Origin of the sequence: Streptosporangium jomthongense (genome assembly GCF_042650425.1) — a bacterium.
Lineage (GTDB): Bacteria > Actinomycetota > Actinomycetes > Streptosporangiales > Streptosporangiaceae > Streptosporangium.
In genome coordinates this window covers 248,906-274,975 of record NZ_JBHSBC010000001.1, presented here as the reverse complement: position 1 = coordinate 274,975, position 26,070 = coordinate 248,906, and the positions used below count along the sequence as shown (strand labels likewise).

The window sequence follows — 26,070 nt, the reverse complement described above, 5'->3', positions numbered from 1 at the left end:
CCCCTCATCGCGAAATATCCCCCAGCCCCGAAGGCCCCCGACCCCCTTCGGATCCCCGCTTCCTGAGATCCCCGAAGGTCCCGCTCCTCTCCCGGGACCCCTCCTCCGATCCCCCTCGGAGTCCGAGACCCCCTCAGGAAGGACGAGGGCGGGCACCCCGCACAGGTGCCCGCCCTCGTTCCGTGTTCACCGGCCGTGCCGTACGGCCTGCGGGCCGGACCCTCGGTCCCTCCTCGGCGCCGCGTGGTCCCTCGCGGTCGTCCTCGCCGCTCCGGTCACCGGGGCGTCCGGGCGCGGGAGGTGATGGCGGCCAGGTTCTCCGCCGTCCTGCGTCCCTCAAGCCGCAGCAATCCGAGGTTGGACCCCGGGCGGGCGAGGATCGTGAGGACGATCTTCGGGCCCGCGGTGTAGAGGAGCGCGTAGCCGCCGGCCGCGGAGACCAGCGTCTCCTCGAAGGTTCCCCTGCCCGTCATGTCCGCCATCCGGCGGCTGAGGGCCAGCAGCGCCGAGGAGAGGGCGCCGGTCTGCTCGGCGAAACCGCCGTCCAGGTCACTGGCTATCGTCAGGCCGTCCGCGCCGCACACTACGCTTCCGTCCACATCGGGTGTCCGCTCACGTAGCCGGGTCATCTCCTGGCGTACCTCGTCGCGGATTTCCACCGGCACCCTCCTTCTGGTCCGCTTCAGCGTCCGCGGTTTCACGGGCGTCCTCGAAGGCGTCGGACCGGGCTCAGGCAAGTGCCCTCAGCGCGTTCCTCAGCCGGATGAGCAGGTCGACGTCGGCGGGGTCGCCCGCCGTCACGGTCCCCCCGGGAGCCCCGGCGGGAGGTCCCGTCGCGGGCGGGCACGGTGGCCCGGCCGTGTCGAAGCACCCTCGCGGGCCGGACCGGTGCCGTTCCTCACGCGGGAACGGCGGGGCGGTGAGACCCCCGGCACGGGCGGTCAGGTGACCCGACAGGGACTGGAGACGATGCCGCGCCAGGGCCAGATCAGCGTGATGTACATCAAGACGGACATAAATCACGAGCAGGCCGTCGAACACCGTTTCCAATGGTTTTAGTAAATGGTATCCGTCGTCGGTGGTTATGATCACTTCACGGATTCCAGTGGGCTCGCCGGGGAGGCTCACGGCGAGGCCGTCGAGCATCGCCCGTAAGGTCTCGCCGAGCCCCGCGACGGCCCTGCCCGCGCCGGTTTCGCGGGCCGCGCCGCCGCCCGCCACGGCCGTCCCGCCGGTCTGGTCGATCAGCACCGCGTCCAGCGCACCGGGGATGGCCATGGCCTCGGCCAGGCAGCCTTCGATTCCGAGCACGGGGTCCCCCTCGCCAACGACTCCACAACGCCGCCCGGTCAGCGTAGGGAAACCGCTCCGAACCCGGAGCTATTCATGAAAAGTCAGATATGGCGAGGAAAAGAATTCCGCCGGGCGGTAGAAGGTTTGTCAACCGGCGGGGGAACGTTTGCTACTCGTCGGGGAGGAGGGCTTTCTCGTCGGGTTTGTGGACAAGAACATTCTTCACATATGACTCGGTCGAGGCGGGCAGTCCGACGTCCTGCCCGGCTTTCTCGGAGATGAACCAGCGGTGGTCGAGCACCTCGTGGAAGAGCTGGGCCGGCTCCAGTTTGCGCCGCATGTTCGCCGGTACGGCCTCGATCGTCGGCTGGAACACCTCGGCCAGCCACCGGTGGGCCACGACCGCCTCGTCCTCGTGGCGCAGGCCGCGCGCGACCCGGAAGGCGTCGAGGTCGTTGAGCAGCCGCCTGGCCTGGTTCTCCTCGACGTCCAGACCGGTGAGCCTGAACAGCCTGTGCTGGTGGTGTCCCGCGTCGACCACCTTGGGGCGCACGACCAGCCGTCCCGTGCCCGCCTTGCGGCGGACCATCATCTCGGCGACGTCGAAACCGAGGTCGTTCAGCTTGCGGATCCGCTGGTCGATCCGGTGCCAGTCCACCTCCTCGATGATCTCGTCGGAGGTGAGCTCGCCCCAGAGCCTGTGGTAGCGCGCGCAGACCGAGTCGGCGACCTCCTCGGGGTCGATCGAGGAGTGCAGCAGCTCGCCCGCCTGCAGGTCGAGCATCTCGCCGAACAGGTTGACGTGCGCGACGTCGATGTCGTGCAGCCGCTGCCCCTCGCTGATCATGGGGTGCAGCTCCCCGGTCTCCGCGTCGACCAGGTAGGCGGCGAAGGAGTCGGCGTCCCTGCGGAACAGCACGTTCGACAGCGAGCAGTCACCCCAGTAGAAACCGGTCAGGTGCAGCCGCACCAGCAGTACGGCCAGCGCGTCGAGCAGCCGGGTGAGCGTCTCGGGGCGGATGGTGCCCGACATGACCGCGCGGTAGGGCAGGGAGAACTGCAGGTGCTCGGTGACCAGCGCGGAGTCGAGCGGCTCACCGTCGGCGTCGGTCCTGCCGGTCACCACGGCGACCGGCTCGACCGCCGGGGCGTCAAGCCGGTTCAGGTCCCACAGCAGGCGGTACTCGCGTTTGGCGTAGTGCTCGCTGATCTCCTTGATCGCGTAGACCTTCCCGGAGAGCCTGGCGAAGCGCACCACGTGCCGGGAGATACCCCGGGGCAGGGCGACCAGATGGTGGTCGGGCCAGTTCTCAAGAGGGATGTCCCAGGGCAGCCGGATCAGGTCCGGGTCGCTCGGGGTGCCGGTGAGCTGCAGGGGCATCGCGTCGATCCTCACGTCGACAGGGCGGGGACGTCGTCCCCGCGGGGGGCCTGGTGGGAGGCTCGCGGGAGGGTCAGTCCTCGCCGAGGGGGAAGGCGGGAGCCCGGCGGCGCCGTACGACGGCGGAGAGCTGGTCCCCGGTGAGCGTCCTCGGCTCGCCGAGGGCCCTGGCCCGCACGTAGACCTCGCAGAGCCATTCGAGCAGCCTGGCCGCCTCGAAGGCCTGCGGGAGGTCGTCGCCGAGGGTCACCCCGCCGTGGTTGGCCAGCAGTACCGCCTGCCGGTCGCCGAGGGCGGTCATGACGTTCCCGGCCAGCTCGGCGGTGCCGTACGTGGCGTAGTCCGCCACCTTGACCACGCCGCCGAGCAGTGTCGTGTTGTAGTGGACCGGAGGCAGCTCGGTCATGACCGCCGAGACCACGGTGGCGAAGGTCGAGTGGGTGTGCACCACGGCCGTCGTCCCCGTCGCCGCGTAGATCGCCAGGTGCATGGGGGTCTCGGAGGAGGGCGACAGGTCTCCCTCGACGAGGTCGCCCCCGACGCCGACGACCGGGCAGGCCTCGGGTTCGAGCCGGTCCAGGGCCAGACCGCCCGGGGTCACCGCGACCAGGTCGCCGAGACGGACGCTGAGATTGCCCGACGTCCCGAGAACGAGCCCGGTCTCCACGATCCGGCGACCGTGTTCACACAGCAGCCGACGCTGCTCCGCCAGCAACATGCCCCAAAAGTAGGGTCTTGCGGCGGTATGCGGCAAACCGTCATTATCTGGTCTAGACCGGCTCTTCCCAAAGGGTTGCTTCAGGACCTAGATTCTTTACCCACACGCATGTCGCGAGTCAATGGCGATGTGCGAAGTATCGGGTACTGTGTGCAAATCTGCCAAGGTCAGGATTGCTTTGCTGTCTCGTTGCTACCGGATTTGTCGCAGAGACATCACGGCTCGGTCTAGACCGGCTGCGAACCCTTGACGCTGTAGTCCGGGGCTACGTACCTTCAGGCAAACGTTTAGGAAACTTTCCTAATTGATCCCCCGCCCAGGAGGGTTACAATGTCCTACTCGGCCGGTACGCCCGGAGATATCACCCGGCGGCAGATGCTCCGCCGGATCGGCCTGACCGCCCTCGTCGCAGGCCCCGCCGCAGGACTGCTCAGCGCGTGCGCGACCGGGGGCAGCAACGCTCCCGCCGCCACCACCTCCGCGGCCCCCTCCTCGGGCGGTGCGGTCTCCCCGGCCAACCCGTTCGGTGTCGCCGCCAACGCCCCCCTCGAAGTCGTCATCTTCAAGGGTGGTCTCGGCGACAGCTACGCCACCGACGTCCACGAGCCGATGTACAAGAAGGCCTTCCCGCAGGCCACCGTCAAGCACGTCGCCACCCAGCAGATCGCGCAGACCCTGCAGCCGCGCTTCGCCAGCGGCGAGGTGCCCGACGTCATCGCCAACTCCGGCACCGACCTCATGGACACCGGCGCCCTGCAGCAGGAGGGCCAGCTCCTGGACCTCACCGAGCTGTGGGACGCCCCCTCGATGGACGACCCCGCCAAGAAGGTGCGCGACACCGTCGCCCCGGGCACCATCGAGTCGGGTCTCATCGACAACAAGCCGTTCCTGATGAACTACGTGTTCTCGGCCTACGGCCTGTGGTACGACTCGGCCCTGTTCGAGAAGAACGGCTGGACCGCGCCGAAGACCTTCGACGAGTTCAAGGCCCTCTGCGAGAAGATCAAGGCCGCGGGCATCACCCCGTTCGCCTACGCGGGCAAGAACGCCTCCTACTACGCGTACTGGATGATCCTCATCTCCGCTGCGAAGATCGAGGGCAACCAGGTCCTGATCGACATCGACAACCTTGAGGACGGCGTCTGGAAGCGCGACTCGGTCAAGCAGGCCGCCGCCGCCTGGGCCGAGATCGGCAAGTACATGGACAAGTCCTTCGAGGGCCTGATCCACACCGAGGTGCAGACCCGCCAGAACCAGGGCAAGGTCGCCCTCTACCCGTCGGGCTCCTGGCTGGAGAACGAGCAGAAGAGCCAGACCCCCGAGGGGTTCAAGTACGCCCTGACGCCCACCCCCAGCGTCACCGCCGCGGACAAGATGCCCTTCGAGGCCATCCGCGCCGCCGCCGGCGAGGCCTACATCGTCCCCGCCAAGGCCAAGAACCCCAAGGGCGGCCTTGAGTACCTGCGCATCATGCTCTCCAAGGAGGGCGCGCGCGGCTTCACCGAGAAGTCCGGCAACATCACCGTCGTGACCGGTGCCGCCGACGGCCTGGACCTGTCGCCCGGTAACGCGAGCCTCAGCGCCGCGCAGACCGCCGCGGGCCAGAACATCGTCACCTTCAGCGCCTTCGAGAACTGGTACAAGGAGCTGGAGACCGAGCTGCGCAAGCAGACCAACGCCCTCATGTTCGGTCGTATCTCCGCCGACGAGTTCTGCGACAAGATGCAGAAGGCCGCCGACAAGTCGAAGTCCGACTCTTCGATCACCAAGCAGAAGCGGACGGTGTAGTCCCCCATGCGGCATGGCAGGTACCGGTTCATCTTCGGCTTTCTCGCCGCGCCGGTGATCCTCTACGTGGTCTTCGTGATCAGCCCGTACCTACAGGCTTTCTACATCTCGTTGACCAACTGGAAGGGCATCTCGGCGAACCCTCAGTTCATCGGCCTGGAGAACTACACCCGGCTGCTGGACGACGAGGTCTTCTGGGCCGCGGTGCGTCACCATGGTGTTCTGTTGCTTGTCATGCCGCTGGTCACCATTGTGATCGCCCTGTTCTTCTCCTTCCTGCTCAACCTGAGCGGAGGGCAGCGGGGCGGCAAGATGAGCGGGATCTGGGGTTCGAAGGTCTATCGTGTGATCTTCTTCCTGCCCCAGGTCCTGGCGGTGGCCATCGTCGGTGTGCTCTTCCAGGCGATCTACCGTCCCGACGAGAGCGGTGTCCTCAACGGCCTGCTCGATCTGGTCGGCATCGACCCGGTCGGCTGGCTGATCGCCCCCGACCTGGCGCTGTGGTCGATCATCGGCGTGATGGTCTGGCAGGCGGTCGGCTTCTACGTGGTGCTGTTCTCCGCGGGAATGTCCTCCATCCCCAAGGACGTCTTCGAGGCCGCCGAGCTTGACGGCGCGAACCGCGCCACCCTCTTCTTCAAGATCACGCTCCCGCTGCTGTGGGACACCATGCAGGTCGCCTGGGTCTACCTGGGCATCGCGGCCTTCGACGCCTTCGCCCTGGTACAGGTGCTCTCTGTCGACCGGGGTGGTCCGGACAACTCGACCACGGTCCTGCCGCTGGAGATCTGGCGGACCGCGTTCAACTTCTCCAAGTTCGGCTACGCGTCGGCGATGGGCGTGGTGCTCTTCTTCATGACCATCACCTTCGCCGCGCTCACCCTGCGCGTGACCAGGCGCGAGAGGATCGAGTTCTGATGGTTTCCAAGCCCGCCTCCCACGGCAGGCCGAGGCGCAGGCGCAACCCCCTCGGGGCCTTCGGCGCGCTGTCCCACGTGGCGCTGCTCGTCTGGGCGATCCTGATCATCGGCCCGATCCTGTGGACGTTCCTGGGGTCCTTCAAGACCAACGCCGAGATCTTCGGCGACCCCATCACGCTTCCCTCGTCCTACCATTGGGACGCCTGGGGCCGGGCCTTCCAGAAGGCCCACATCGGCCAGTACATGCTCAACACCGTCTTCGTGGTGACCTGCAGCACGGCGCTGACCATGCTGCTCGGCTCGATGGCGGCCTACGTGCTGGCGCGCTACAGCTTCCCCGGCAACCGGGCGATCTACTTCCTGTTCGTCTCGGGCATGACCTTCCCGGTCTTCCTCGCGCTGGTGCCGCTGTTCTTCGTGGTGCGCCAGCTCGGACTGATCGACACCCACTTCGGGGTGATCCTGGTCTACGTCGCCTACTCGCTGCCCTTCACGGTGTTCTTCCTGTCGGCGTTCTTCAAGACGCTGCCCACCTCGGTGGCCGAGGCGGCGATGATGGACGGCTGTTCGCACACCAGGACGTTCTTCCAGATCATGGTGCCGATGGCCAAGCCCGGCCTGATCAGCATCACGATCTTCAACATCCTGGGCCAGTGGAACCAGTACCTCCTGCCGATCGTGCTGCTTTCCGGCAACGTCGAGGACAAGTGGCTGATCACCCAGGGCGTGGCGAACATCTCGACGAACGCGGGCTACGAGGCCGACTGGCCGGGCCTGTTCGCCGCGCTGAGCATGGCGATCATCCCCGTCATGATCGTTTACATCATCTTCCAGCGGCAGATCCAGTCGGGTCTGACCTCGGGCGCCGTCAAGTAACGAACAACAGGCGTGTCCCGCGGACCTCTCCGCGGGACACGCCTTCGGCGTTCTCCCGGCGCGCCGAAGCGCCGTGCGGGCTTGGCGTCGTGACGACCGGCGTGATCTCCTGGACCGATGGACCTGCTTGACGACTCCGCGATCGACCGGAGACTGGCCGACCTGCCCGGCTGGCGGCGCGAGGGTGACGAGATCCGCCGGACGATCACCGCGAAGGACTTCCCCTCGGCCATCCGCATCGTGGACGAGGTCGCCGTGGAGGCCGAGCGGATGAACCACCATCCCGACATCGACATCCGCTGGCGCACTCTCCACCTGGCGCTGTCCACCCACGACGCGGGCGGCCTGACCGACCTGGACCTCACCCTCGCCGCCCGGATCGACGAGATCGCCACGCCGTACAGCTGAGCCGCGGGGGGCGCGGGATGTCGGGCCGCGGGGGCCGCGCCGTCCCCGCGGCGGATCATGACGGGGCGGCGGAGGCCATCCGTTCCTGCTCCGTGAGAAGCTCGTCCAGCGCCTCGGCGTCGTCCGCGTGGACGGTCATGGAGAGGTTCGCGTCCAGCTGGACCCTGGAAAGGGCCCTGGTCAGCCGGGTCGCGTACCACCGGCCGGTGTCGCTGCGCCAGATGGACCACGTTCCGGCGTAGCGTCCGAGGACGCGCTCGACGTCCGTCTCTTTCACGGGTTCTTCCACAGAGGACCGCACTCTGTCACCACCTTCGTGCTTGCCTGTCGCATCCCATGATGGGTTCGCGTCAGATGGGCCGGTAGTGAGAGGCGCTCTCCGGGAGACTGAGAGGCGCTTTCCTGTGAGCGGCTCTCAGGGCGTCTCGGGGATGCGGGACATCATCCGCTCCATGCCGTTGACCCAGTTGTCCCGCAGGGCCGTGGCGGCCCCTTCGAGGTCGCCGGCGATCAGGCACTCGGCGATCCGGCAGTGCTCCTCGGCGGCGCGTTCCATCGGGGTGCTCTCCCCGGCGACCAGGTGTGAGTAGCGGCGCATCCCCGCCTTGACGCTGGTGATCAGGTCGAGCAGCCGCTCGTTGCCGCAGCCGCCGAGCAGCAGGTCGTGCCACTCGTCGTCGTGCCGTTCGATGTCCTGCTGTTCGGCGACGTCGTCGGAGAACCCCTGGGCGAGCCTGAGCAGTTCGGGGGCGGTCCGTCCGAGGTAGGCGGGGTCGGAGCTGTCCAGCGCCAGCGCCTCAAGGGCCGCCACGATGGCGCACAGCTCGCGGAACTCCTTACGGCTCACCGGGGCGAACCGAAAACCCCTGCCCTGGTTGCTCTCCAGCACGCCCTCACCGGCGAGCGTGATCAGCGCCTCGCGCAGCGGCGTACGGCTGACGCCCAGTTCGGCGGCCAGCGCGGCCTCGTTGATGTCCGTTCCGGCCGCGAAGTCCCCTCGGTCGAGCCTGAGCATGAGCTCGTCGCGGATCTGTTCGCGGAGGGGGCGCCGCTCGATCGGCATGGCTCTCCTCGGGATTGATCTTGACCGAAACCTACCACTTGACGCAGTACAAAATACTGCACTATGAATTCTGCATACAAAATAGTACATGGCACAGATTGGAGTTTCGGGTGGGCCTGACCAGGGTTTCCGGTCTGCTGTTCGGCGGGGACTACAACCCCGAACAGTGGCCGGAGCACGTCTGGGACGAGGACGTCCGGCTGATGGCCGAGGCGGGGGTGAACATGGCGACCGTCGCGGTCTTCTCCTGGTCACGCCTGGAACCCCGCCCCGGCGAGTACGACTTCGGCTGGCTCGACCGCGTCATGGACCTGCTCCACGCCAACGGCGTCGCCGCCGACCTGGCCACCGCCACCGCGACCCCGCCGCCCTGGCTGGTCCGCGAGCATCCCCAGGTGCTCCCCGTGGACGCCACCGGCACCCGCCTCGACTTCGGCTCCCGGCAGAGCTACTGCCCGAGCTCCCCGGTCTTCCGCACCGCGACCGTACGGCTGGCCCGCGCCATGGCCGAACGCTACGGCGACCACCCGGCGCTGGCCATGTGGCACATCAGCAACGAGTACGCCGACCACACGCTCGAATGCTTCTGCGAGGAGTCGGCCAGGCACTTCCGCCGCTGGCTGCGCAAACGCCATGGATCGGTCGACGGCCTCAACGCCGCCTGGGGCACCTCCTGCTGGGGGCAGCACTACACCGCGTTCGACCAGGTCAACCCGCCCAGGAAGGCGCCGGGGCCGGTCAACCCCGCGCAACTGCTCGACTGGCGCCGCTTCTGCTCCGACGCGCTGCTCGAATGCTTCGAACTGGAGCGGGAGGTGCTGCGGGAGGTCACCCCGGAGATCCCGGTGACCACCAACTTCATGAGCGTCCTGCACGGCCTGGACTACTGGAAGTGGGCCGGGGCCGAGGACGTCGTCAGCGACGACGCCTACCCCGACCCCGCCGACCCCACCTCGCACGTGACCGTCGCGCTCAGCTACGACCTCATGCGCTCGCTGCGGCGGCAGCCGTGGATCCTGCTCGAACAGGCCGCGAGCGCGGTGAGCTGGCGCGAGGTCAACGCGCCCAAGCCGCCGGGGATGATGCGCCTGCACAGCCTGCAGGCCGTGGCGCACGGCGCCGACGGCGCCATGTTCTTCCAGTGGCGGCAGGCGAAGTACGGGCCGGAGAAGTTCCACTCGGCGCTGCTGCCGCACGGCGGCGTCGACTCCCGGGGCTGGCGGGACACCCTCGCCCTCGGCGCCGACCTCAAACGGCTCGCCGAGGTCGCCGGAACCCCGACCACGGCGCACGTCGCCCTGGTCCTCGGCTGGGACAGCTGGTGGGGTCTTGAGGCCCCGGAGTCGATGCCGTCCAACCGGCTCAGGCTCAAGGAACTCCTGCAGGCGTGGTACGGACCGCTGCACGCCGCGGGCGTCGCGGTCGACCTGGTCCCGCCGCTGGGCGACCTGTCCGGCTACCGCGTGGTGATCGCCCCCAACCTCTACATGTGCACCGGGGAACAGGCCGCCTGGCTCGAAGCCTTCCCCGGCCACCTCGTCGTCGGCCCGTTCAGCGGCGTCGTCGACTCCGACGACCAGGTCCACGAGGGCGGCGCCCCCGGCCCGTTGCGCGCCCTGCTCGGTGTGACGGTCGACGAGTTCTGGCCGCTGCCCGAGGGAACGGTCCAACCCCTGCGGCTGGCCGGGCGGGTCGTACCGGCGCGGACCTGGGCCGAGTGGCTGCGCGTCGGGGACGCCTCCGGGGACGCCCTCGGGGGCACCGAGGTGCTCGCCCGCTACGAGGGCGGCGACCTGGACGGACAGGCCGCGATCACCCGGCGCGGCAAGGCCGTCTACCTCGGTTGCCTGCCTGAGGACGTCACCCCGGTCCTGACGGAGGTCCTGGCCGCCGCGGGAGTCGAGCCGGTGGCCGTGGTGCCCGAGGGCGTCGAGGCCACCCGCAGAGGCGACCACCTCTTCCTGCTCAACCACACGACAGACCCGGTGAAGGTGGACCTCGCCGAGCCGGGAACCGACCTGCTCACCGGCCGTGACCTCGCGGGCCCGATCGAGATCCCGGGCCGCGACGCCGTCGTGCTGCGCCTGGCGAACTCCGGCGCCCGCCGTACGGACACGGAGAGCCCGCTGACGAACGAAGGAGAACGGTGACACACCCCTACATCCCGAACGCCGAGCCCGGCGTACGGGCCGAGATGCTCGCCGCCGTCGGCGCCGCGAGCGTCGAGGACCTCTACGCGGACATCCCGGAGGGGCTGCGCCTGCGCAGGCCGCTCGACCTGCCCGCGCCGCTGGCCTCGGAACAGGAGCTGGTCGCCCACATGCGCGCCCTGCTGGCGCGCAACGTCGACACCACCCAGGTGCTCAGCTTCCTGGGGCACGGCTGCTACCCGCACCACGTGCCGGCCGTCTGCGACGAGGTCAACGGCAGGAGCGAGTTCCTCACCGCCTACGCGGGCGAGCCGTACGAGGACCACGGGCGTTTCCAGGCGATCTTCGAGTACGTCAGCATGATGGCCGAGCTGCTGGAGATGGACGTCGTCAACGTCCCCACCTACGACGGCCACCAGGCGGCCGGGACCGCGATCAGGATGGCGGCCCGCTACACGGGTCGGTCCAGGGCGCTGGTCAGCGGAGCCGTCTCCGCCGACAGGATGAGCAAGCTGCGCGACTTCCTCGGCCACGACATCGACCTGGTCGTCGCCCCCGTCGGGCCGGACGGTGAGATCGGCGAGGTCGAGATCGACGAGACCTACGCCGCGATCTACCTGGAGACCCCCAACGTCTACGGCGTCGTGGAGACCAGGGGCCGGGAGCTGGCCGACCTCGCGCACGCGGCGGGCGCCCTCCTGGTCGTCTCCGCCGACCCGATCTCGCTGGGCGTGCTCGCCCCGCCCGCCTCCTACGGCGCCGACATCGCCTGCGGCGACATCCAGTCGCTCGGCATGCACCAGAACTACGGCGGCGGCCAGGCGGGATACATCGCGACCCGCGACGAGGAGCGCCTGGTCGCGGAGTTCCCCTCGCGCCTGTTCGGCATCGCGCCGACCACGGTCCCCGGCGAGTACGGCTTCGGCGACGTCTTCTACGACCGGACCTCCTTCGCCCTGCGCGAGGAGGGCAAGGAGTGGGTGGGCACCGCGGCCGCCCTGTGGGGCATCACCGCGGGCGTCTACCTCGCGCTGATGGGCCCGCAGGGCATGCGCGAGATCGGCGAGACCATCCTGGCCCGCACCCGCTACGCCATGGACCGCCTGGCGGAGGCCGGGGCCACGGTGCCGCACTCCGGCTCCGTGCACTTCCGCGAGTTCACGATCGAGGTGCCGTCCTGCGACGCGCTCCTGGCCGTGCTCCGGGAGCACGGCATCCTCGGCGGCGTCCGCCTGGACGACCGCACGCTGCTGGTCTGCGTGACCGAACTGCACTCGAAGGACGACATCGACCGGCTGGCGGCAGCCGTACGGGAGGGGCTGGCATGAGTGGGCACGCGGGAGAGCCGTTCGCCGAGCTGCCGGTCGCGCCGAAGCCGCCGCTGCGCCGCTTCCACCAGGCCCGCTGGGACGAGCCGATCATCTTCGAGCAGTCACGGCCGGGACGCAGGGGCGTGGCCGTACCGGCCGCCGGGGTGCCCGCGGTCGAGCTGCCCGCCTCGGTACGGCGCGCCGAGCCGCCGAGGCTGCCGGAGATGTCGCAGCTGCACGTGCTGCGGCACTACGTCAGGCTCTCCCAGGAGAACCTGGGCGTCGACCAGGCCATCGCCGTCGGCCAGGGGACCTGCACGATGAAGTACAGCCCCAAGGTCAACGACCGGTTCGTCAACGACCCCAGGATCGCCGAGCTGCACCCCCTCCAGCCGGAGGACACCGTGCAGGGCGTCCTGGAGATCTACTGGCGCCTCGAACGGATGCTCGCCGAGATCTCCGGCATGCACCGGGTCTCGCTCCAGCCCGCCTCAGGGTCGGCCGCGATCTACGCCAACGTCGCGATGATCCGCGCCTACCACGCCTCCCGGGGCGAGGCGGAACAGCGCGACCAGGTCATCACCACGATGTTCTCCCACCCGTCGAACGCCGCCTGCGCCAAGGCCGCCGGGTACGAGGTCATCACGCTGCTGCCCGACGAGAACGGCTACCCGGACATCGAGGCGCTGCGCGCCGCCGCCGGGCCCAGGACCGCGGCCCTGCTGATCACCAACCCCGAGGACACGGGCATCTTCAACCCGCGTATCGAGGAGTTCGTCAGGATCGTGCACGAGGCCGGTGGCCTGGCCTGCTACGACCAGGCCAACGCCAACGGGCTGCTGGGCGTCACCCGCGCGGCCGACGCCGGGTTCGACCTGTGCCACTTCAACCTGCACAAGACTTTCTCGACCCCGCACGCCTGCGGTGGCCCGGCGGCGGGGGCCAGCTGCGTCTCCGAGGCGCTGGCGCCCTTCCTGCCGTCCCCGACCGTCGAGTTCGACGGCGAGGGCTACCGCCTCGACGACGACCGGCCGCTGTCCGTCGGCAAGATGCGGCCCTTCCTGGGCGTCACCCCCAACGTGGTGCGCGCCTACGCCTGGATCATGGCGCTGGGCGCCGACGGGCTGCGCGAGGTCGCCGAGACCGCGGTGCTCAACAACAACTACCTCATGCGCAAGGTGCTGGACATTCCCGGCGCGGGCGCTCACTGGGACAGGAACCGCCTCGAACAGGTCCGCTACTCCTGGCAGGGGCTGTTCGAGGAGACGGGCGTGCACTCGGAGGAGATCGGCGTGCGCGCCGCCGACTTCGGCGTGCACTACTGGACCAGCCACCACCCCTTCCTGGTCCCCGAGCCCTTCACCCTCGAACCCACCGAGTCCTACTCCAAGGAGGACCTCGACGAGTACGCCACGATCCTCGCCCACGTCGCCGACGAGGCCCGCCGCGACCCGGAGTTCGTCAAGGGAGCCCCCTACAACCAGACGATCCACAAGATCGACCCCGCCTCGCTCGACGACCCCAAGCAGTGGTCGCCGACCTGGCGCGCCTACACCCGCAAGCATCTGACATGACGTCCGTACGGCCCGGCGCCCCCGGCTTCACGGTCGGCCTGCTCGTCAACCCGGTCGCCGGGATCGGCGGCCCGGCCGGGCTCAAGGGCAGCGACGGCGAGCGGGCCCAGCGGCTCGCGCTGGCCAGGGGCTCCTCCCCGAAGGCGGGGGAGCGGGCGGCGCAGGCCGTACGGGCGCTGCTGGCCAGGCGGCCCGGCACGCCGATCCTGACCGTCGCGGGGCCGATGGGGGAGGACAGCGCGCGGGCCGCGGGAGCCGACCCCCGGCTGGTGCCGTTCGTTCCCGGCGCCCCCTCCGGGGGCCGGGACACCACGGCGGCCGTCGAGGCCATGCGGGAGGCGGTCGACCTGCTGCTGTTCGCCGGAGGAGACGGCACCGCGCGGGACGTGCTCGACGGGGCGCCGTCGTGCCCGGTGCTGGGCGTCCCGGCCGGGGTGAAGGTCTACTCCGGCTGCTTCGCCCTCAGCCCGGCCACCGCGGGGGCCATGGCCGCCGAGTTCGCCGGCGCCCGCGAAACGGCCGAGGCCGAGGTCGTCGACCTCGACGAGGACGCCTACCGGCGGGGCGAGGTCGGCCCCAGGCTGTACGGGGTCCTGCGCGTGCCCGCGGCCAGGGAACGCCTGTCCGGCCGCAAGCTGGGATCGGCCGCCTCCCCGGGCACGACGGAGGCCGTCGCGGCCGAGGTCGTCGCCCGCATGCGGCCCGGCGTCCGCTACGTCCTGGGCCCCGGCGCCACCACCATGGCCGTCGGCGGGCGGCTCGGCCTGGCCACCACCCTGCTGGGCGTGGACGTGGTCCAGGACGGCGCGCTGGTCGCCGCCGACGTGACAGAAGGGCAGCTCCTCGACCTCGTGGACGGGCGGGAGACCCACGCCGTCGTCTCGGTGATCGGGGGGCAGGGATTCGTGCTCGGCCGGGGAAACCAGCAGATCAGCCCGGCCGTACTGAGAAAGGTCATGGCCTCCGGCGGGCTCGTCGTCCTGGCGACCCAGCGCAAGCTCGCCGGGCTCGGCGGACGACCGCTGCTGGCCGACACCGGAGACCCCGCGACGGACGCCCTCGTCGAGGGCTACGTCCCCGTCATCACCGGGCACCGCGAGAGCGCGCTGTACCGGATTCGATCCGCCACCGAGGAGTTCCGATGACCATCATGACCAACGCACTGAGCGGCAAGGTCGCCATCGTCACCGGCGGCGCGTCCGGCATCGGCGCGGCCACCGCGCTGCTGTTCGGCCGCCAGGGCGCGGCCGTCGTCGTGGCCGACATCGACGGCCAGGGCGCGGAGCGGGTCGCGCGCGAGATCGAGGCCGCGGGTGGCAGGGCCGTCGCCGTCGAGACGGACGTGGCCGCCGAGGCCGACTGCGAGCGGGCCGTACGGACCGCCGTCGAGACCTTCGGCGGGCTGCACGTGGTGTTCAACAACGCCGGGATCATCCGCCGCGCCACCGCGCTCGAACTGACCGCCGACGAGTGGGACCGCGTCATGGCGGTCAACGTCCGCTCGGTCTTCCTCATGTGCAAGCACGCCATCCCCGCGATGAGGGACGGCGGCTCGATCGTCAACACCGGCTCGGGCTGGGGCCTCAAGGGCGGCGGCGACGCCCTGTCCTACTGCGCCTCCAAGGCCGCCGTGGTCAACATGACCCGCGCCCTGGCCATCGACCACGCCAAGGCCGGAATCCGCGTCAACTCCGTCAACCCCGGCGACACCGACACCCCGATGCTCCGCGAGGAGGCCAGGCAGCTGTCCGAGGACTGGACGGCCTTCGCCGCCGACGCCGCCGACCGCCCGATGGGCCGTGCGGGAACCCCCGACGAGATCGCCCAGGCCGTCCTGTTCCTGGCGAGCGACGCCGCCAGCTACGTCACCGGCGCGGCGCTGGTCGTCGACGGTGGCGGCCTCGCGTGACCTTCCGCAGGGCCCTTCGCGAGGCCTGATCGCCCACAAAGCCTGATTTTTCGTGAGAAAAGCACCCCCACCCCCCCGCAAGGAAAGCTCCAGGAGGCACACCGTGTCCTTTTCCCCGTCCAAGAAGTTCCTGGCCGCGGCGGCCCTCGTCGCGACCGCCGCGACCGCGGCGTGCAGCGGCAGCGGTGGCGGTGGTGGCGGCGGGGCCGCGACCGGCGGCGCCGCGGAGGGAGGGAAGGTCACCATCAGATGGTCGACCTGGGGCTCGGCCGAGGACGTCGCCCTCTTCAAGGGCTTCAACGACGACTTCATGAAGCGCCACCCGAACATCGTGCTGAAGATGGAGACCGTCCCCAAGTACGAGGACTACCACCCCAAGCTGCTGACCCAGCTCACCTCGAAGACCGCCCCCGACGTCTTCTTCGTCGGCGACGACAACGTGGGCAAGTTCGTCGCCGCCGGGGTGCTCGCCCCGCTCAACGACAAGCTCGCCGGCCCCGACAGCAAGAGCAAGCCGGAGGACTTCTTCGAGGGCATCTACGGCGGCGCCAGGAAGGACGGCCAGATCTACGGCGTCCCCAACGACACCAACCCCGAGGTCCTCTGGTACGGCAAGAAGGCCCTCAAGGACGCCGGCATCACCGAGGACCCCGCCGAGCTCAACGCCGCGGGCAAGTGGACCATGGCCAAGTACCTGGAGATGAACGCCAAGCTCAAGGCGGCGGGCAAGGCCGGGTCCATCTTCTGGAACTGGTACGGCTCCACCTACAGCGTCATCGGCGGCTTTGGCGGCAAGGTCTGGGACGGCGGGAAGTTCGTCGCCACCACCGACCCCAAGTCCCGCCAGGCCCTGGAGACCCTCGCCAAGGGCTACGCCGACAAGACCTTCCTTTCGGCCGACGTGCTGCCCGCGAGCAACGGCGCCAGCACCCAGTTCCTCAAGGGGACCGCGGGCTTCTACGCGGGCGGACGCTGGATGATCGACTCCCTGCGCAAGGGCGGTGACCTGCCCAACTACGACATCGTGCCGTTCCCGTCCGAGACGGGCCAGCCGATGCCCGGCGCGGTCGCCGCCTCCTACCTGTCGCTGAACAAGGACTCCGCCAACCCCAAGGAGGCCTTCACCTTCCTGAGCGAGTTCGTCAGCAAGGAGGGCCAGCTCCTGCGGCTCAAGGGCGGCGGCGCCGTACCGTCCGTGAAGGGGGCCGAGCAGGTCGTGCTCGAAGGCGACTACCCCGCGCACGCCCAGACCTTCCTCGACGTCCGCGACACCGGCTTCGCCAACTACCCGGAGGAGGTGGCGATCCCCGGCCTCACCAAGGACATCAACGACCACCTGCTGAAGGTCTGGACGGGCAAGGTCCCCTTCGAACAGGGCATGACCGAGCTGCAGGCACTCGTCGACGGCAAGATCGGCTAGCGGTGGCAGGCGTCGTCACCGAGACGCGCCCCACCGCGAAACCCGGCTCCGCGCGCGCGGCGGCGCGCGTGCGGAGCCGGGACGGCTGGTGGGCCGCGTTCTTCCTCGCCCCGCAGGTCGTCGGCCTGCTCGCCTTCCTGGTCCTTCCCCTCGGCTTCGCCGTCGTGCTCGCCTTCATGAAGTGGGACGGGCTCGGCGAGAAGTCCTGGGTCGGCTTCGGCAACTTCGCCGCGCAGCTGTCCGACCCCGCCTTCGGCACGGCCGTCTGGAACACCGTCGAACTCGCCTTCCTGACCGTTCCGTTCGGTCTCGGCCTCGCACTGCTCATCGCCGTCGCGCTCAACCACGTCAGGGGCAAGACCCTCTACCGGGTCGTCTACTTCATGCCGGTCGTCACCAGCTCGGTGGCGGTCGCGGTGATGTGGCAGATCATCCTGGCCGGAGGCGACTACGGCGTGCTGAACAGGACCGTCCAGGACTGGTTCGGGATCACGCCGCCCGACTGGCTCGAAGACCCGAACTGGGTGATCGTCGCCATCGCGGTCGTGACCATCTGGTCCTCGCTCGGCCTCAACGTCGTGATCTTCCTGGCCGGGCTGCAGACCATCCCGCCCTCGCTGACCGAGGCCGCCCGCATCGACGGGGCAGGGCCGATCAGGGTCTTCCGCTCGGTGACCCTGCCCATGATCTCCCCGACCCTCTTCTTCTCGACCGTGGTCGCGGTGATCAGCTCCTTCCAGGCGTTCGACCAGATCTACGTGCTGGTCGACCCCGACCACAACGACGGCGCCCGCACGATCGTCTACCAGGTCTACGACCTGGGCTTCAAACGGTTCGAGTTCGGGATGAGCAGCGCCGCCGCGCTGATCCTGCTCGCGCTGACGCTGCTGGTCACCCTCGTCCAGTTCGGAGTGCAACGGCGCTTCGTCCACTACGACTCGTGAAAGGGGGACGTCCATGTCCGTGATCCCCACGGGTGTCTCCCTGCCCCGCCGCCTGGGCGGGATCGCCCTGCACGTCGCACTCGCCGTCGGCGGGCTCGTCATGCTGTTCCCGTTCGTCTGGATGCTGCTGACGTCGTTCAAGGGCACGCACCAGATGCTCAACGCGCCCCTGGACTGGCTGCCCAACCCCTGGCGGGCGCAGAACTACCCCGACGCCTTCGGCGCGCTGCCCTTCGCCCAGGCCTACTGGAACAGCTTCTACATCGCGGTCCTCAACGTGGCGCTGACCCTGCTGACCTCGGCGATGGCCGCCTACGCCTTCGCCAGGATCCGCTTCAGGGGCTCGGGGCTGCTGTTCGGGCTCTTCCTGGCGACCCAGATGGTGCCGGCGCAGGTGACGATCGTGCCGCTGTACCTGATGCTCTCCAAGCTCGGCTGGATCGACTCCCACCTGGCGCTGATCGTGCCCGGCTACGTCAACCCGTTCGCGGTCTTCCTGCTGCGCCAGTTCATCAGGGCGGTCCCGATCGAGCTTGAGGAGGCCGCCCGTCTCGACGGGGCGGGCCGCTGGACGATCTTCTGGCGGATCGTGCTGCCCAACGTCAGGCCCGGCATGGGCGCGCTCGGCATCATCGTCTTCCTCGCAAGCTGGAACAGCTTCTTCTTCCCGCTCATCTTCCTGAACTCGCCCGAGCTGGCCACCGTCCCGCTGCTGGTCAGCCAGTTCGCCGGACAGCACGGCGCGACCGAGTACGGGCTCACCCTCGCCGCCTCGGCCATCTCGGTCGTCCCGATGATGATCGCCTTCCTGATCGGCCAGCGGCGCATCCTCAACAGCATGGCCATGTCCGGCCTGGGAGGACGCTGATGACGTTCGAGCTACGTGACCTGGGGCGGACCCCCTTCACCGACCGGGGCTCCCGGCTGCTGGTGATGCCCGCCGACGACGGCTCCCTGTGGATCGCCCGCGCCGAGTACGAGACCCGGCTGGCGGACACGACCGTGCTGACCGGCCTGCGGCTGTTCTCCGGCGCCGTCGAACTGCCCGTACGGGGGGCCCACGCCGACCGTCTCACCTTCGAGGGCGGCGTCGAGCTGGTGTTCGCCGACGCGGAGACGCTGGTGCTGACCGGCTCCGGCGCACGGGCCGTCTGGGACGGCGGCGGGGGAGCGGTCGAGGGGACGCTGGTCCTGACCGGAGCCTCCACACTCGACGGCCCCACCCTGCTCGAACGGGCCGCGTCACGGTGGCGGGAGTGGTTCGGGCGGATGCCCGCCGTACCCGATGACCTGCGGGAACGGGCCGAACAGGCGTGGTGGACGCTCGGGGTGAACCTGCTGCCCATCGCTCAGGCGCGGGGCAGGCTGGGCGTCGTCCCCTCCAAGTTCGGCTACGTCGGCGTCTGGAACTGGGACGCCTGCTTCCACGCGGTCGGCCTGCGCCACGGCGCCCCCGAACTGGCCCGTGACCAGATCCGCATCCTGCTCGGTCACCAGCGCCCCGACGGGCTCGTCCCCGACGTGGTGCACGACCTGGGCGTGCTCGCCGAGACCACCGACCTGCCCCGCTCCGACCACGCCCGCCTGGCCCAGCACGTCGGTACGGCGGTCGGCGGGCCGGACCCGGGTGAGGCCGGGCAGCCGATCGGCGGCGTCGTGCCGGTCACCAAACCACCGCTGCTTGCCTGGGCCGTCTGGAAGATCCACGAAGTGGCGCCTGACCCGGGTTTCCTCGCCGAGGTCTACGAGCCGATCGCCCGCTCCCACGAGTGGTGGCTGACCGTCTCCGACCCCGACGGGGACGGGCTGGCCGAGTATCTCCACCCCTACTCGTCCGGCCTGGACGACAGCCCGATCTGGGACCACGGCCCCAGGGCCGAACCCCCCGACCTCAACTCCTACCTCGCCCTGCAGGCGGACCGGCTCGGCGACATCGCCGAGGCGCTCGGCCGTACGGCGGAGGCGGCCGGGTGGCGGGAGCGGGCCGCCGGGCACGTCGAACTGCTCGTCGCCAGGCGCTGGAACGGCGAGCGCTTCACCACCCTGGCCAAGACCTCCCGGGAGGTCGAGGTGGCCTGCCGTACCCCGCTTGAGCTGATGCCGCTGTTCACCGGCCGCCTGCCCGAGGCGATCGCGGAGAGGCTCCTCGCCGACCTGCTCTCGCCGAGCTTCTGGGCCGAACGCCCGGTGCCGACGGTCGCCTTCGACGACCCGGACTTCGACCCCGACGCGATGTGGCGCGGGCCGGTGTGGCTCAACGTCAACCACCTGCTCGTCGAGGGGCTGCGCCGCTCCGGCTTCGCCGAGGCCGCCGACGAGCTGGCCGTACGGACGCTGCGGATGGTGAACGACGGCGGCGGCCTGTACGAGTACTGGAACCCCCTCACCGGCGGCCGGGCCTGCCGGGCCACCCAGGGCTTCGGCTGGTCCAGCGCCCTCTTCCTCGACCTGGCCACCACCCACGGCACCTCGGCGACGTGAAGGTCGCGGCTACTCCGGCAGGACGCCGGTCAGGAGGTCGTCGAGTCCAGCCTGGACGCCGTCAAGGGTGAGGTCTCGCCGGTAGGCGAGCAGGTTCGCGGCCAGCGGGGCGAGCAGGGCGTCGGCCAGGAAGGACGGGTCGCGGTCGGGCCGGGCGTCGGCGATCAGGATCGCCAGGTGGCGGTGGTAGGCGTGGTAGGCCCCGCCGAAGCGGGCGAACGGTCCGGTGGTCTCCGCCACGAGCAGCAGGTCGAGCTGGTCGACCGTACGGCGGGCCAGCGCGCGCAGGAAGGCGCGGATCCGTTCGGCGGCGGGCGCGCCGGGACCGAGCGGGGGCGGGCCGCTCAGATAGGTCGTCTGGAACTCCCGCTCCCGCCGGTCGATGAGCGCGTGGGCGAGGCCGGACCTGTCGCCGAAGCGGCGGTAGAGCGTGCCGACGCCGACACCCGCCGCGGCGGCCACGTCCGCCATCGCCAGTGCCTCGACGCCCCGGGTCGCCACGATCTCCTCCGCGGCGGCGAGGATCTTCGCACGGTTGCGCGCCGCGTCCGCGCGCCTGTCGCCCGGCCGGTCACCCGTGACCGGCCCGCCCACGGCCGAGCCGCCCGCGGACGGGGCGTCCGCAGCCGAACCACCGGCGGACGGGGTGTCCGCGGTTGAAGCGTCCGCGGCCGGGGGATCCCCGGCTGGGGGGTCCGCTGCTTGAGGTCGTCGGCTCCGAGGCACCCCCCAACCCTATCGACTTGCGATCCGGAATCGATTCCGCCTAGTCTCTGAAACGGAATCAATTCCGCATTGAGGGGGCAATGTCATGCTCAACGGACGGGTGGCGCTCGTCACCGGAGGCAGCCGCGGCATCGGTGCGGCGATCGCACGCAGGCTGGCGGCCGAGGGCGCGGACGTCGCGATCACCTACGCCCGCGCCGGGGAGAAGGCGCGGGAGGTGGTGCGGGAGATCGAGGCGGCCGGTGGCCGGGGCCTCGCCGTACCCGCCGAGGCGACCGACGCGACGGCGCTGGCGGAGGCGGTCGAGCGCACCGTCTCCACACTGGGCGGGCTGGACATCCTGGTGAACAACGCCGGGATCGCCCCCTACGGCCCGATCGAGGACTTCACCCTGGAGGAGGTGGACCGGACGCTGGCCGTCCACGCGAGGGCGTCGTTCCTGCTGGCCCAGGCGGCGGTCCGGCACATGGGGGACGGCGGGCGGATCATCAGCATCGGCAGCAGCCTGGTCGAGCGGGTGACCTCGCCCGGCTGGACGCTGTACTCGATGAGCAAGTCCGCGCTCATCGGGTTCACCAAGGGGCTGGCCCGTGACCTCGGGCCCCGGGGCATCACCGTCAACCTCGTCCACCCCGGCTCGACCGACACCGACATGAACCCGGCGGACGGGCCGGACGCGGAGGAGGAGCGCTCCTACACGGCGCTCGGCCGCTACTGCGATCCCGACGACATCGCCGCGACCGTGGCGCACCTGGCCGGGCCCGGCGCGCGCAACATCACCGGAACCTCCGTCACCGTGGACGCCGGGACCACGGCCTGACCGCGGTCCCGGCGACAGGCTACCTGGACCCGACCAGGGAGAAGGAGCCCTTGACGAGGGAGACCATCTGGGGGGCGACCCGCTCCTCGGGGAGGGCCTTCCTCTTGTCGTAGGCCAGCGCGGTGACGACGTAGGTCTTCCCCGAGGCCGAACGCCCGAGGTAGGCCAGGTCCAGCAGGCCGGGCTCCGAGCCGCCCTTGAACCAGACGGTCGGCCACTTCTTGGCGTCGAGGCCCAGGCCGTCGAAGCCGGACAGCGTCTCGTTCAGGGTCTTGGAGTTCAGCCTGCTCAGGCCCACGTAGGCGCGGCAGATGTCACGCGGGGAGCCGAACCACTCGATCGTGTCGACCTCGCGGGGCGTGGTCCACGGCTTCATGCCGGAGCCGTCCTGCTTGGCGACGACGTCACGCAGGTACTTCCGCTTCTTGGCGGTGCTGAGGCCCAGGTAGGTCCTGGCCTGCCGGGGGTGGTCGATCCCCTTGAGCAGGAAGAGCTCCCTGGTGGTCAGGAAGGGGATGTTCAGCTTGGGGTGGTCGGACCACTGGCGGACCTTGGCCTCGACGGCCCTGCGGCCGACGGTGTGGATGAGGATGTCGGCCGCGGTGTTGTCGCTGATCGAGATCATCAGCTTGGCGGCCTCGCGCACGGTGACCTTGCTGTTGTCCGGGCGCTCCCACAGGCCGCCCTCGCTGGGGCTCTTCCACTCCGGCTTGATCGTGAGCTCGGTGTCCCAGCTGAGCTTGCCGTCGCGGACCTTCTCGGCCACCGCGCCCAGCACGTAGAGCTTGAAGATCGAGCCGAGCGGCCTGGGCTTGTCCACGTTCACGCCGTGCACGACCTGGCACCGTCCCCGGGAGTCGATCTCGGCGGCGAGGAAGCCGACGTTCGGTGCGACCGAACGCATCCGGGTGTCCAGCTCCCGCCAGTTCTTCGGGCCGGGCGGCAGGGGCTGCGGCTGTTGGACCCGCAGGCTGTTGATCTTCCCGTCGTCGTCCACGGAGAGCGTGACGACGTAGTCCTCGCCGCCGAGCTTCGCCGTGCCGTACAGCGACGTGGGGTCGGCCTCGTTCAGGGTCTGCAGCGTCAGCCCCTTGAGTGCGGCGACGAACTTGTTGATCTCGGCGGGGGGGACCTCCTGCAGGAAGCCGGCCGCGAAGTGCTCCCGCAGCTCGCTCTCGGGCAGGGGGGCGCGGGACAGCGCGTCGAGGAGCCAGGTCAGCTGCCTGCCCGCCGGGGTGTCCGGGATCCGGGGGGCGGCGGCGACCGTCAGAGCGGTCTCGGAAAGGGTTACGGAAGAGGTGGCGGCCACGCTCTGCCCTCCGGCGGCCACGGTGCTCACCGGAACGACGGTCGCGGCGAGGGCGAGGGCGAGCATGCGCGTCGATCTGAACGGCGGTCTCACGAGGATCTCCTTGGTGGGAGGCGGGTTCTTCCGGCCGCACCCTCGGCGGCCTCGATTCGAAGGTAGGGACGGCGGGACCTGCGGGAACACCCGGCCGTCCTCCGTTTCCCGAGGTGAGGCAGACTGCATCGGATGTGTGGACAACCTCATGGACGGCGCCCCGTCCCGGGCGGCAGGCTGCGGTCATGACCCGTGTGATTCCGCCCGCCGCCCTCGCCGGGGCGATGGCCGCCGTGGCCGCGGGTGGCATCGTCGCCGGCGGGGTGCTGGAGACCGGCTTCCCCGTGCCGCTGAGCGTGTGGGCGTTCGTCGCCGTATGCCTGATCACGCCCACGGTCGGCTGGCTCATCGCGGCCAGACGGCCGGACAACGTCTACGGCTGGCTGCTGCTCGCCGCCGCCGACTGCCTGGGGCTCGGCGCGTTCGGGGCGGGCCTGCTGATCAGTGACCCCACGCTGCGGGGACCACTGGCCGTCGTCGCCGTCGTGCTGAGCTCGCTCTTCACCGTCTTCTACGGGCTGACCTGGGTCTTCGTCCCGCTGCTCTTCCCCGACGGCCGCCTGCCCTCACGCCGCTGGCGGGTCGGGGCGTGGATCGCGGCGGTGGCGATCACGGTCCACTGGGCGGGTCTTCTGCTGGGCGCGGACGCGGTCTACGAGTCCATTTTCGCCAGGGGCAACCCGATCGGTCTCAAGGGCACACCCGGCCTGGTCGCCGCCCTGGCGGGTGCGGTGGGGCAGGGGGTGGTCTACCTGGTCGCGCTGGCCGTGCTGGTCTCCCTGGTACTGCGCTGGTGGCGTGCCGACGTCGCGGGGCGCCGCGTGCTCCGCTGGATGATCGCCGGGCTCACGGGCACCCTGGGCGGGTTCCTGCTGATCACGTTCTTCGGGCCCAGCGATTACGGCGCCGGCCTGGGGCTGGGGTTGTTCACCTCCATCGCCGCGCTGCCCATCGTGATCACCATGACCGTGTTCAGGCACCAGCTCCTCGACATCAGGATCGGCATCAGGGGACACCGGATCTTCCTGGTCTTCGACCTCAGACCGACGGTCGACGAGCTGCTGACCGAACTCGGCCCGTCGCTTGAGGAGACCGAGCCGGTCGAGCAACTGGGCAGGCTGGCGGGGGCCGTACGGGCGGGGCTGGAGACCAGCTGGGCGGCCGTGGAGCTGGCGGACGGCACGCGGGTCGTCGCGGGCGAGGAGGACGGCGAGGCCGCGCTCACGGTTCCCGCCGGGCTCGGGCGCATCGTGTGCGGCCCGAAGACGGTGGGGCGGCTGACCTCGGAGGACCGCAGGCTGCTCGGGGCGCTGGCGGTGCCGGTCGGCCTGGCGATCCAGAGCGTGGGGCTGGCCGCCAGGCTGGTCAACGCCCAGGAGGCCGAGCGGCGGCGGATCGAGCGCAACATCCACGACGGGGTGCAGCAGCAGCTCGTTGCGCTGATCGCGGGCCTGGAGCTGGCGCGGGCGACGGGTGGGGACGCGCGGACCATGACCCTGCTGCGCGAGGAGGCCAGGCAGACCCTGACCGACCTGCGGGAGCTGGCGGCGGGCATCCATCCGTCCGTGCTCAGCCAGGGCGGGCTGGTCGAGGCGGTCGAGGAGCGCTGCTCACGGCTGCCGACGACCACCACGGTGATCGCGGACCCCGGGCTGCGCGCGCGCCGCTTCCCCGACGAGGTCGAGGGCGCGCTGTACTTCACGGTGAGCGAGTCCATCGCCAACGCGCTCAAACACGCCTCCGCCTCCAGGATCGAGGTACGGCTGTCGCTGGAGGAGGGGAGGCTGCAGGCCGTGGTCTCCGACGACGGCAGAGGGTTCGAACCGGCCACGGCGGACCGCGGGGGACTGGCCGCGCTCGCGGACCGGATGAACGCCCTCGGCGGTGGGCTGAGGCTGGCCAGCGCCCCGGGGGAGGGCACGGCGGTACGGGCCTGGGTGCCCGCCTGAGTTCTCCGGCCGGAGGCCCCGGCCGACGGTCTCAGCCGAAGACCTCGGGCGGCGGCACCGGCACGACCACCGGGTCGCCGTCACGCAACGGCCTCGCCCCGGCGACGAACCTGGTCAGCTCCTCCCCGGACAGGCAGCGGGCCACGGTCAGGCCGCTCGCGGCCCTGCGGGTCAGGTCGGCGTACGGCAACGCGACGCGGGAGGCGGCGACGATGAGGTTGCCGAAACGCCGCCCCCGCATGATGCCGGGCTCACCGAGCAGGGCGACATGACCGAAGGAACCGCCGATCGTGGCCAGCACCCTGCGCGCGAAGGCGAGCCCCTTGCCGTCGGCGACGTTGACGACCAGCGTCCCCGCGGGCCGCAGGACGCGCGCGACCTCGGCCATGTACTCGACGCTCGCCAGGTCGAGCGGCATCGTGGCGCCGCTGAACGCGTCGAGCACGAGCAGGTCGGCCGAGGCGTCGGGCAGGGCGGCGGTGGCCGTACGGCCGTCGAGGATCCTGACCTTGAGCCGGGGCACCGACTTGAGCCTGAGCTGGTCCCTGACCAGCTGGACCAGACCGGCGTCCGGTTCCACGACGATCTGCCGGGACCCGGGCCTGGTCGCCGCCACGTAGCGGGGCAGGGTGCACGCGCAACCTCCCACGTGCACGGCGTCGAGAGGTCCCTCGGGAAGCAGGTCGACCACGACGGCCATCAGCTGGACGTACTCGAAGTCGAGGTAGGTGGGGTCCTCCAGGTCGACGTAGGACTGGGGCACGCCCTCCTTGGAGACGACCCACCCCGAGGGCCTGTCCAGGTCCTCCAGCAGGTCGACCTCGCCGAAGCTCACCGGATAGCGGCCGGGCATCGGCCCCTCCGGTTTCCGCCTGATCACTTTTGCCCCACTTTCCACTTCTGTTCCTGTACAACCGAGAGGACACATCTGGGAGAAA

24 protein-coding genes are annotated in these 26,070 nt (G+C 70.2%); 15 read left to right on the top strand and 9 right to left on the bottom strand.

The annotated features are described in order from the left end of the window. Nucleotides 1-275: 275 nt before the first annotated feature. The 4 genes from ACFOYY_RS01280 to ACFOYY_RS01265 form a co-directional block, all read right to left on the bottom strand. Nucleotides 276-659: a roadblock/LC7 domain-containing protein gene (locus ACFOYY_RS01280; RefSeq protein ID WP_362909203.1), complete on the bottom strand. Its 384-nt coding sequence runs from the start codon at nt 657-659 to the stop codon at nt 276-278. Nucleotides 660-729: 70 nt separating this feature from the next. Then, nucleotides 730-1,311 (bottom strand): hypothetical protein, encoded by a 582-nt coding sequence (locus ACFOYY_RS01275; protein WP_352010487.1) that lies wholly within the window; start codon nt 1,309-1,311, stop codon nt 730-732. 151 nt (nt 1,312-1,462) lie between these two features. Beyond that, on the bottom strand, nt 1,463-2,674 hold the full coding sequence (locus ACFOYY_RS01270) for a DUF4032 domain-containing protein (RefSeq protein WP_362773784.1): 1,212 nt from the start codon (nt 2,672-2,674) through the stop codon (nt 1,463-1,465). A 73-nt stretch (nt 2,675-2,747) separates the two neighbouring features. After that, nucleotides 2,748-3,392, bottom strand: a complete 645-nt coding sequence (locus tag ACFOYY_RS01265) for a class II aldolase/adducin family protein (protein WP_352010489.1) — start codon at nt 3,390-3,392, stop codon at nt 2,748-2,750. A gap of 330 nt (nt 3,393-3,722) precedes the next feature. On the opposite strand from ACFOYY_RS01265, the gene ngcE reads away from it, so the two are divergent. From ngcE to ACFOYY_RS01245, 4 genes are all read left to right on the top strand, one after another. Beyond that, a complete protein-coding gene (gene ngcE / locus ACFOYY_RS01260) occupies nt 3,723-5,180 on the top strand; it encodes an N-acetylglucosamine/diacetylchitobiose ABC transporter substrate-binding protein (RefSeq protein ID WP_352010490.1) in 1,458 nt (485 codons plus the stop codon). A gap of 6 nt (nt 5,181-5,186) precedes the next feature. Further along, on the top strand, nt 5,187-6,098 hold the full coding sequence (locus ACFOYY_RS01255) for a carbohydrate ABC transporter permease (protein WP_362773780.1): 912 nt from the start codon (nt 5,187-5,189) through the stop codon (nt 6,096-6,098). Then, on the top strand, nt 6,098-6,976 hold the full coding sequence (locus ACFOYY_RS01250; RefSeq protein ID WP_362773777.1) for a carbohydrate ABC transporter permease: 879 nt from the start codon (nt 6,098-6,100) through the stop codon (nt 6,974-6,976). Before ACFOYY_RS01255 ends, ACFOYY_RS01250 begins: the two co-directional genes overlap by 1 nt. Before the next feature lie 117 nt (nt 6,977-7,093). Further along, nucleotides 7,094-7,384, top strand: a complete 291-nt coding sequence (locus ACFOYY_RS01245) for a 4a-hydroxytetrahydrobiopterin dehydratase (protein WP_352010493.1) — start codon at nt 7,094-7,096, stop codon at nt 7,382-7,384. A 55-nt stretch (nt 7,385-7,439) separates the two neighbouring features. On the opposite strand, the gene ACFOYY_RS01240 is transcribed toward ACFOYY_RS01245, so the two are convergent. Together ACFOYY_RS01240 and ACFOYY_RS01235 are read right to left on the bottom strand one after the other, a co-directional pair. Beyond that, entirely contained in the window at nt 7,440-7,661 is a 222-nt protein-coding gene (locus tag ACFOYY_RS01240) for a hypothetical protein (protein WP_352010494.1), read from the bottom strand. Nucleotides 7,662-7,799: 138 nt separating this feature from the next. Continuing rightward, on the bottom strand, nt 7,800-8,447 hold the full coding sequence (locus ACFOYY_RS01235; protein WP_352010495.1) for a GntR family transcriptional regulator: 648 nt from the start codon (nt 8,445-8,447) through the stop codon (nt 7,800-7,802). A gap of 110 nt (nt 8,448-8,557) precedes the next feature. Between ACFOYY_RS01235 and ACFOYY_RS01230 the strand changes: the two genes are divergently transcribed. From ACFOYY_RS01230 to ACFOYY_RS01190, 9 genes are all read left to right on the top strand, one after another. Next, nucleotides 8,558-10,597 (top strand): beta-galactosidase, encoded by a 2,040-nt coding sequence (locus ACFOYY_RS01230; RefSeq protein ID WP_386186965.1) that lies wholly within the window; start codon nt 8,558-8,560, stop codon nt 10,595-10,597. Next, a complete protein-coding gene (gene gcvPA / locus ACFOYY_RS01225) occupies nt 10,594-11,925 on the top strand; it encodes an aminomethyl-transferring glycine dehydrogenase subunit GcvPA (RefSeq protein ID WP_362773769.1) in 1,332 nt (443 codons plus the stop codon). Before ACFOYY_RS01230 ends, gcvPA begins: the two co-directional genes overlap by 4 nt. Further along, nucleotides 11,922-13,481: an aminomethyl-transferring glycine dehydrogenase subunit GcvPB gene (gcvPB, locus tag ACFOYY_RS01220; protein ID WP_386186961.1), complete on the top strand. Its 1,560-nt coding sequence runs from the start codon at nt 11,922-11,924 to the stop codon at nt 13,479-13,481. Before gcvPA ends, gcvPB begins: the two co-directional genes overlap by 4 nt. Continuing rightward, a complete protein-coding gene (locus ACFOYY_RS01215; protein WP_386186958.1) occupies nt 13,478-14,626 on the top strand; it encodes an ATP-NAD kinase family protein in 1,149 nt (382 codons plus the stop codon). The genes gcvPB and ACFOYY_RS01215 overlap by 4 nt, the downstream gene beginning before the upstream one ends. Continuing rightward, the gene (locus ACFOYY_RS01210) at nt 14,623-15,390 is read left to right on the top strand and encodes an SDR family NAD(P)-dependent oxidoreductase (RefSeq protein ID WP_352010500.1); all 768 of its coding nucleotides are present in this window, start codon (nt 14,623-14,625) and stop codon (nt 15,388-15,390) included. The genes ACFOYY_RS01215 and ACFOYY_RS01210 overlap by 4 nt, the downstream gene beginning before the upstream one ends. Before the next feature lie 103 nt (nt 15,391-15,493). After that, on the top strand, nt 15,494-16,810 hold the full coding sequence (locus tag ACFOYY_RS01205) for an ABC transporter substrate-binding protein (protein ID WP_352010501.1): 1,317 nt from the start codon (nt 15,494-15,496) through the stop codon (nt 16,808-16,810). Nucleotides 16,811-16,812: 2 nt separating this feature from the next. Next, entirely contained in the window at nt 16,813-17,754 is a 942-nt protein-coding gene (locus ACFOYY_RS01200) for a carbohydrate ABC transporter permease (protein WP_386186953.1), read from the top strand. A 13-nt stretch (nt 17,755-17,767) separates the two neighbouring features. Further along, on the top strand, nt 17,768-18,622 hold the full coding sequence (locus ACFOYY_RS01195) for a carbohydrate ABC transporter permease (RefSeq protein WP_386186950.1): 855 nt from the start codon (nt 17,768-17,770) through the stop codon (nt 18,620-18,622). Beyond that, entirely contained in the window at nt 18,622-20,235 is a 1,614-nt protein-coding gene (locus ACFOYY_RS01190) for an amylo-alpha-1,6-glucosidase (RefSeq protein ID WP_386186947.1), read from the top strand. The genes ACFOYY_RS01195 and ACFOYY_RS01190 overlap by 1 nt, the downstream gene beginning before the upstream one ends. 9 nt (nt 20,236-20,244) lie before the next feature. Here ACFOYY_RS01190 and ACFOYY_RS01185 read toward each other — a convergent pair whose 3' ends face one another. Beyond that, nucleotides 20,245-20,829, bottom strand: coding sequence for a TetR family transcriptional regulator (locus ACFOYY_RS01185; RefSeq protein WP_386186944.1), 585 nt, complete (start codon nt 20,827-20,829; stop codon nt 20,245-20,247). Between the two features lie 217 nt (nt 20,830-21,046). On the opposite strand from ACFOYY_RS01185, the gene ACFOYY_RS01180 reads away from it, so the two are divergent. Next, on the top strand, nt 21,047-21,781 hold the full coding sequence (locus ACFOYY_RS01180) for an SDR family NAD(P)-dependent oxidoreductase (protein ID WP_352010506.1): 735 nt from the start codon (nt 21,047-21,049) through the stop codon (nt 21,779-21,781). A 19-nt stretch (nt 21,782-21,800) separates the two neighbouring features. Here ACFOYY_RS01180 and ACFOYY_RS01175 read toward each other — a convergent pair whose 3' ends face one another. Next, entirely contained in the window at nt 21,801-23,183 is a 1,383-nt protein-coding gene (locus ACFOYY_RS01175) for a serine hydrolase (RefSeq protein WP_386186940.1), read from the bottom strand. Between the two features lie 185 nt (nt 23,184-23,368). Here ACFOYY_RS01175 and ACFOYY_RS01170 point away from each other — a divergent pair, with 185 nt between their 5' ends. Beyond that, complete coding sequence (locus ACFOYY_RS01170; RefSeq protein WP_386186937.1) at nt 23,369-25,132, top strand: sensor histidine kinase; 1,764 nt, start codon at nt 23,369-23,371, stop codon at nt 25,130-25,132. 31 nt (nt 25,133-25,163) lie between these two features. Here the strand turns inward: ACFOYY_RS01170 and ACFOYY_RS01165 are convergent, their stop codons facing one another. Further along, nucleotides 25,164-25,985 (bottom strand): spermidine synthase, encoded by an 822-nt coding sequence (locus tag ACFOYY_RS01165; protein WP_352010509.1) that lies wholly within the window; start codon nt 25,983-25,985, stop codon nt 25,164-25,166. Between the last annotated feature and the right edge of the window lie 85 nt (nt 25,986-26,070).

Bases quoted from the DNA above. Each gene is read 5' to 3' on its own strand.
- ngcE (WP_352010490.1), top strand. From the start codon at position 3,723: ATGTCCTACTCGGCCGGTACGCCCGGAGATATCACCCGGCGGCAGATG.
- ACFOYY_RS01265 (WP_352010489.1), bottom strand. From the start codon at position 3,392: ATGTTGCTGGCGGAGCAGCGTCGGCTGCTGTGTGAACACGGTCGCCGG.
- ACFOYY_RS01170 (WP_386186937.1), top strand. From the start codon at position 23,369: ATGACCCGTGTGATTCCGCCCGCCGCCCTCGCCGGGGCGATGGCCGCC.
- ACFOYY_RS01215 (WP_386186958.1), top strand. From the start codon at position 13,478: ATGACGTCCGTACGGCCCGGCGCCCCCGGCTTCACGGTCGGCCTGCTC.
- ACFOYY_RS01180 (WP_352010506.1), top strand. From the start codon at position 21,047: ATGCTCAACGGACGGGTGGCGCTCGTCACCGGAGGCAGCCGCGGCATC.
- ACFOYY_RS01235 (WP_352010495.1), bottom strand. From the start codon at position 8,447: ATGCCGATCGAGCGGCGCCCCCTCCGCGAACAGATCCGCGACGAGCTC.
- ACFOYY_RS01210 (WP_352010500.1), top strand. From the start codon at position 14,623: ATGACCATCATGACCAACGCACTGAGCGGCAAGGTCGCCATCGTCACC.
- ACFOYY_RS01190 (WP_386186947.1), top strand. From the start codon at position 18,622: ATGACGTTCGAGCTACGTGACCTGGGGCGGACCCCCTTCACCGACCGG.
- ACFOYY_RS01250 (WP_362773777.1), top strand. From the start codon at position 6,098: ATGGTTTCCAAGCCCGCCTCCCACGGCAGGCCGAGGCGCAGGCGCAAC.
- ACFOYY_RS01165 (WP_352010509.1), bottom strand. From the start codon at position 25,985: ATGCCCGGCCGCTATCCGGTGAGCTTCGGCGAGGTCGACCTGCTGGAG.
- ACFOYY_RS01270 (WP_362773784.1), bottom strand. From the start codon at position 2,674: ATGCCCCTGCAGCTCACCGGCACCCCGAGCGACCCGGACCTGATCCGG.
- ACFOYY_RS01245 (WP_352010493.1), top strand. From the start codon at position 7,094: ATGGACCTGCTTGACGACTCCGCGATCGACCGGAGACTGGCCGACCTG.
- ACFOYY_RS01195 (WP_386186950.1), top strand. From the start codon at position 17,768: ATGTCCGTGATCCCCACGGGTGTCTCCCTGCCCCGCCGCCTGGGCGGG.
- ACFOYY_RS01255 (WP_362773780.1), top strand. From the start codon at position 5,187: ATGCGGCATGGCAGGTACCGGTTCATCTTCGGCTTTCTCGCCGCGCCG.
- gcvPB (WP_386186961.1), top strand. From the start codon at position 11,922: ATGAGTGGGCACGCGGGAGAGCCGTTCGCCGAGCTGCCGGTCGCGCCG.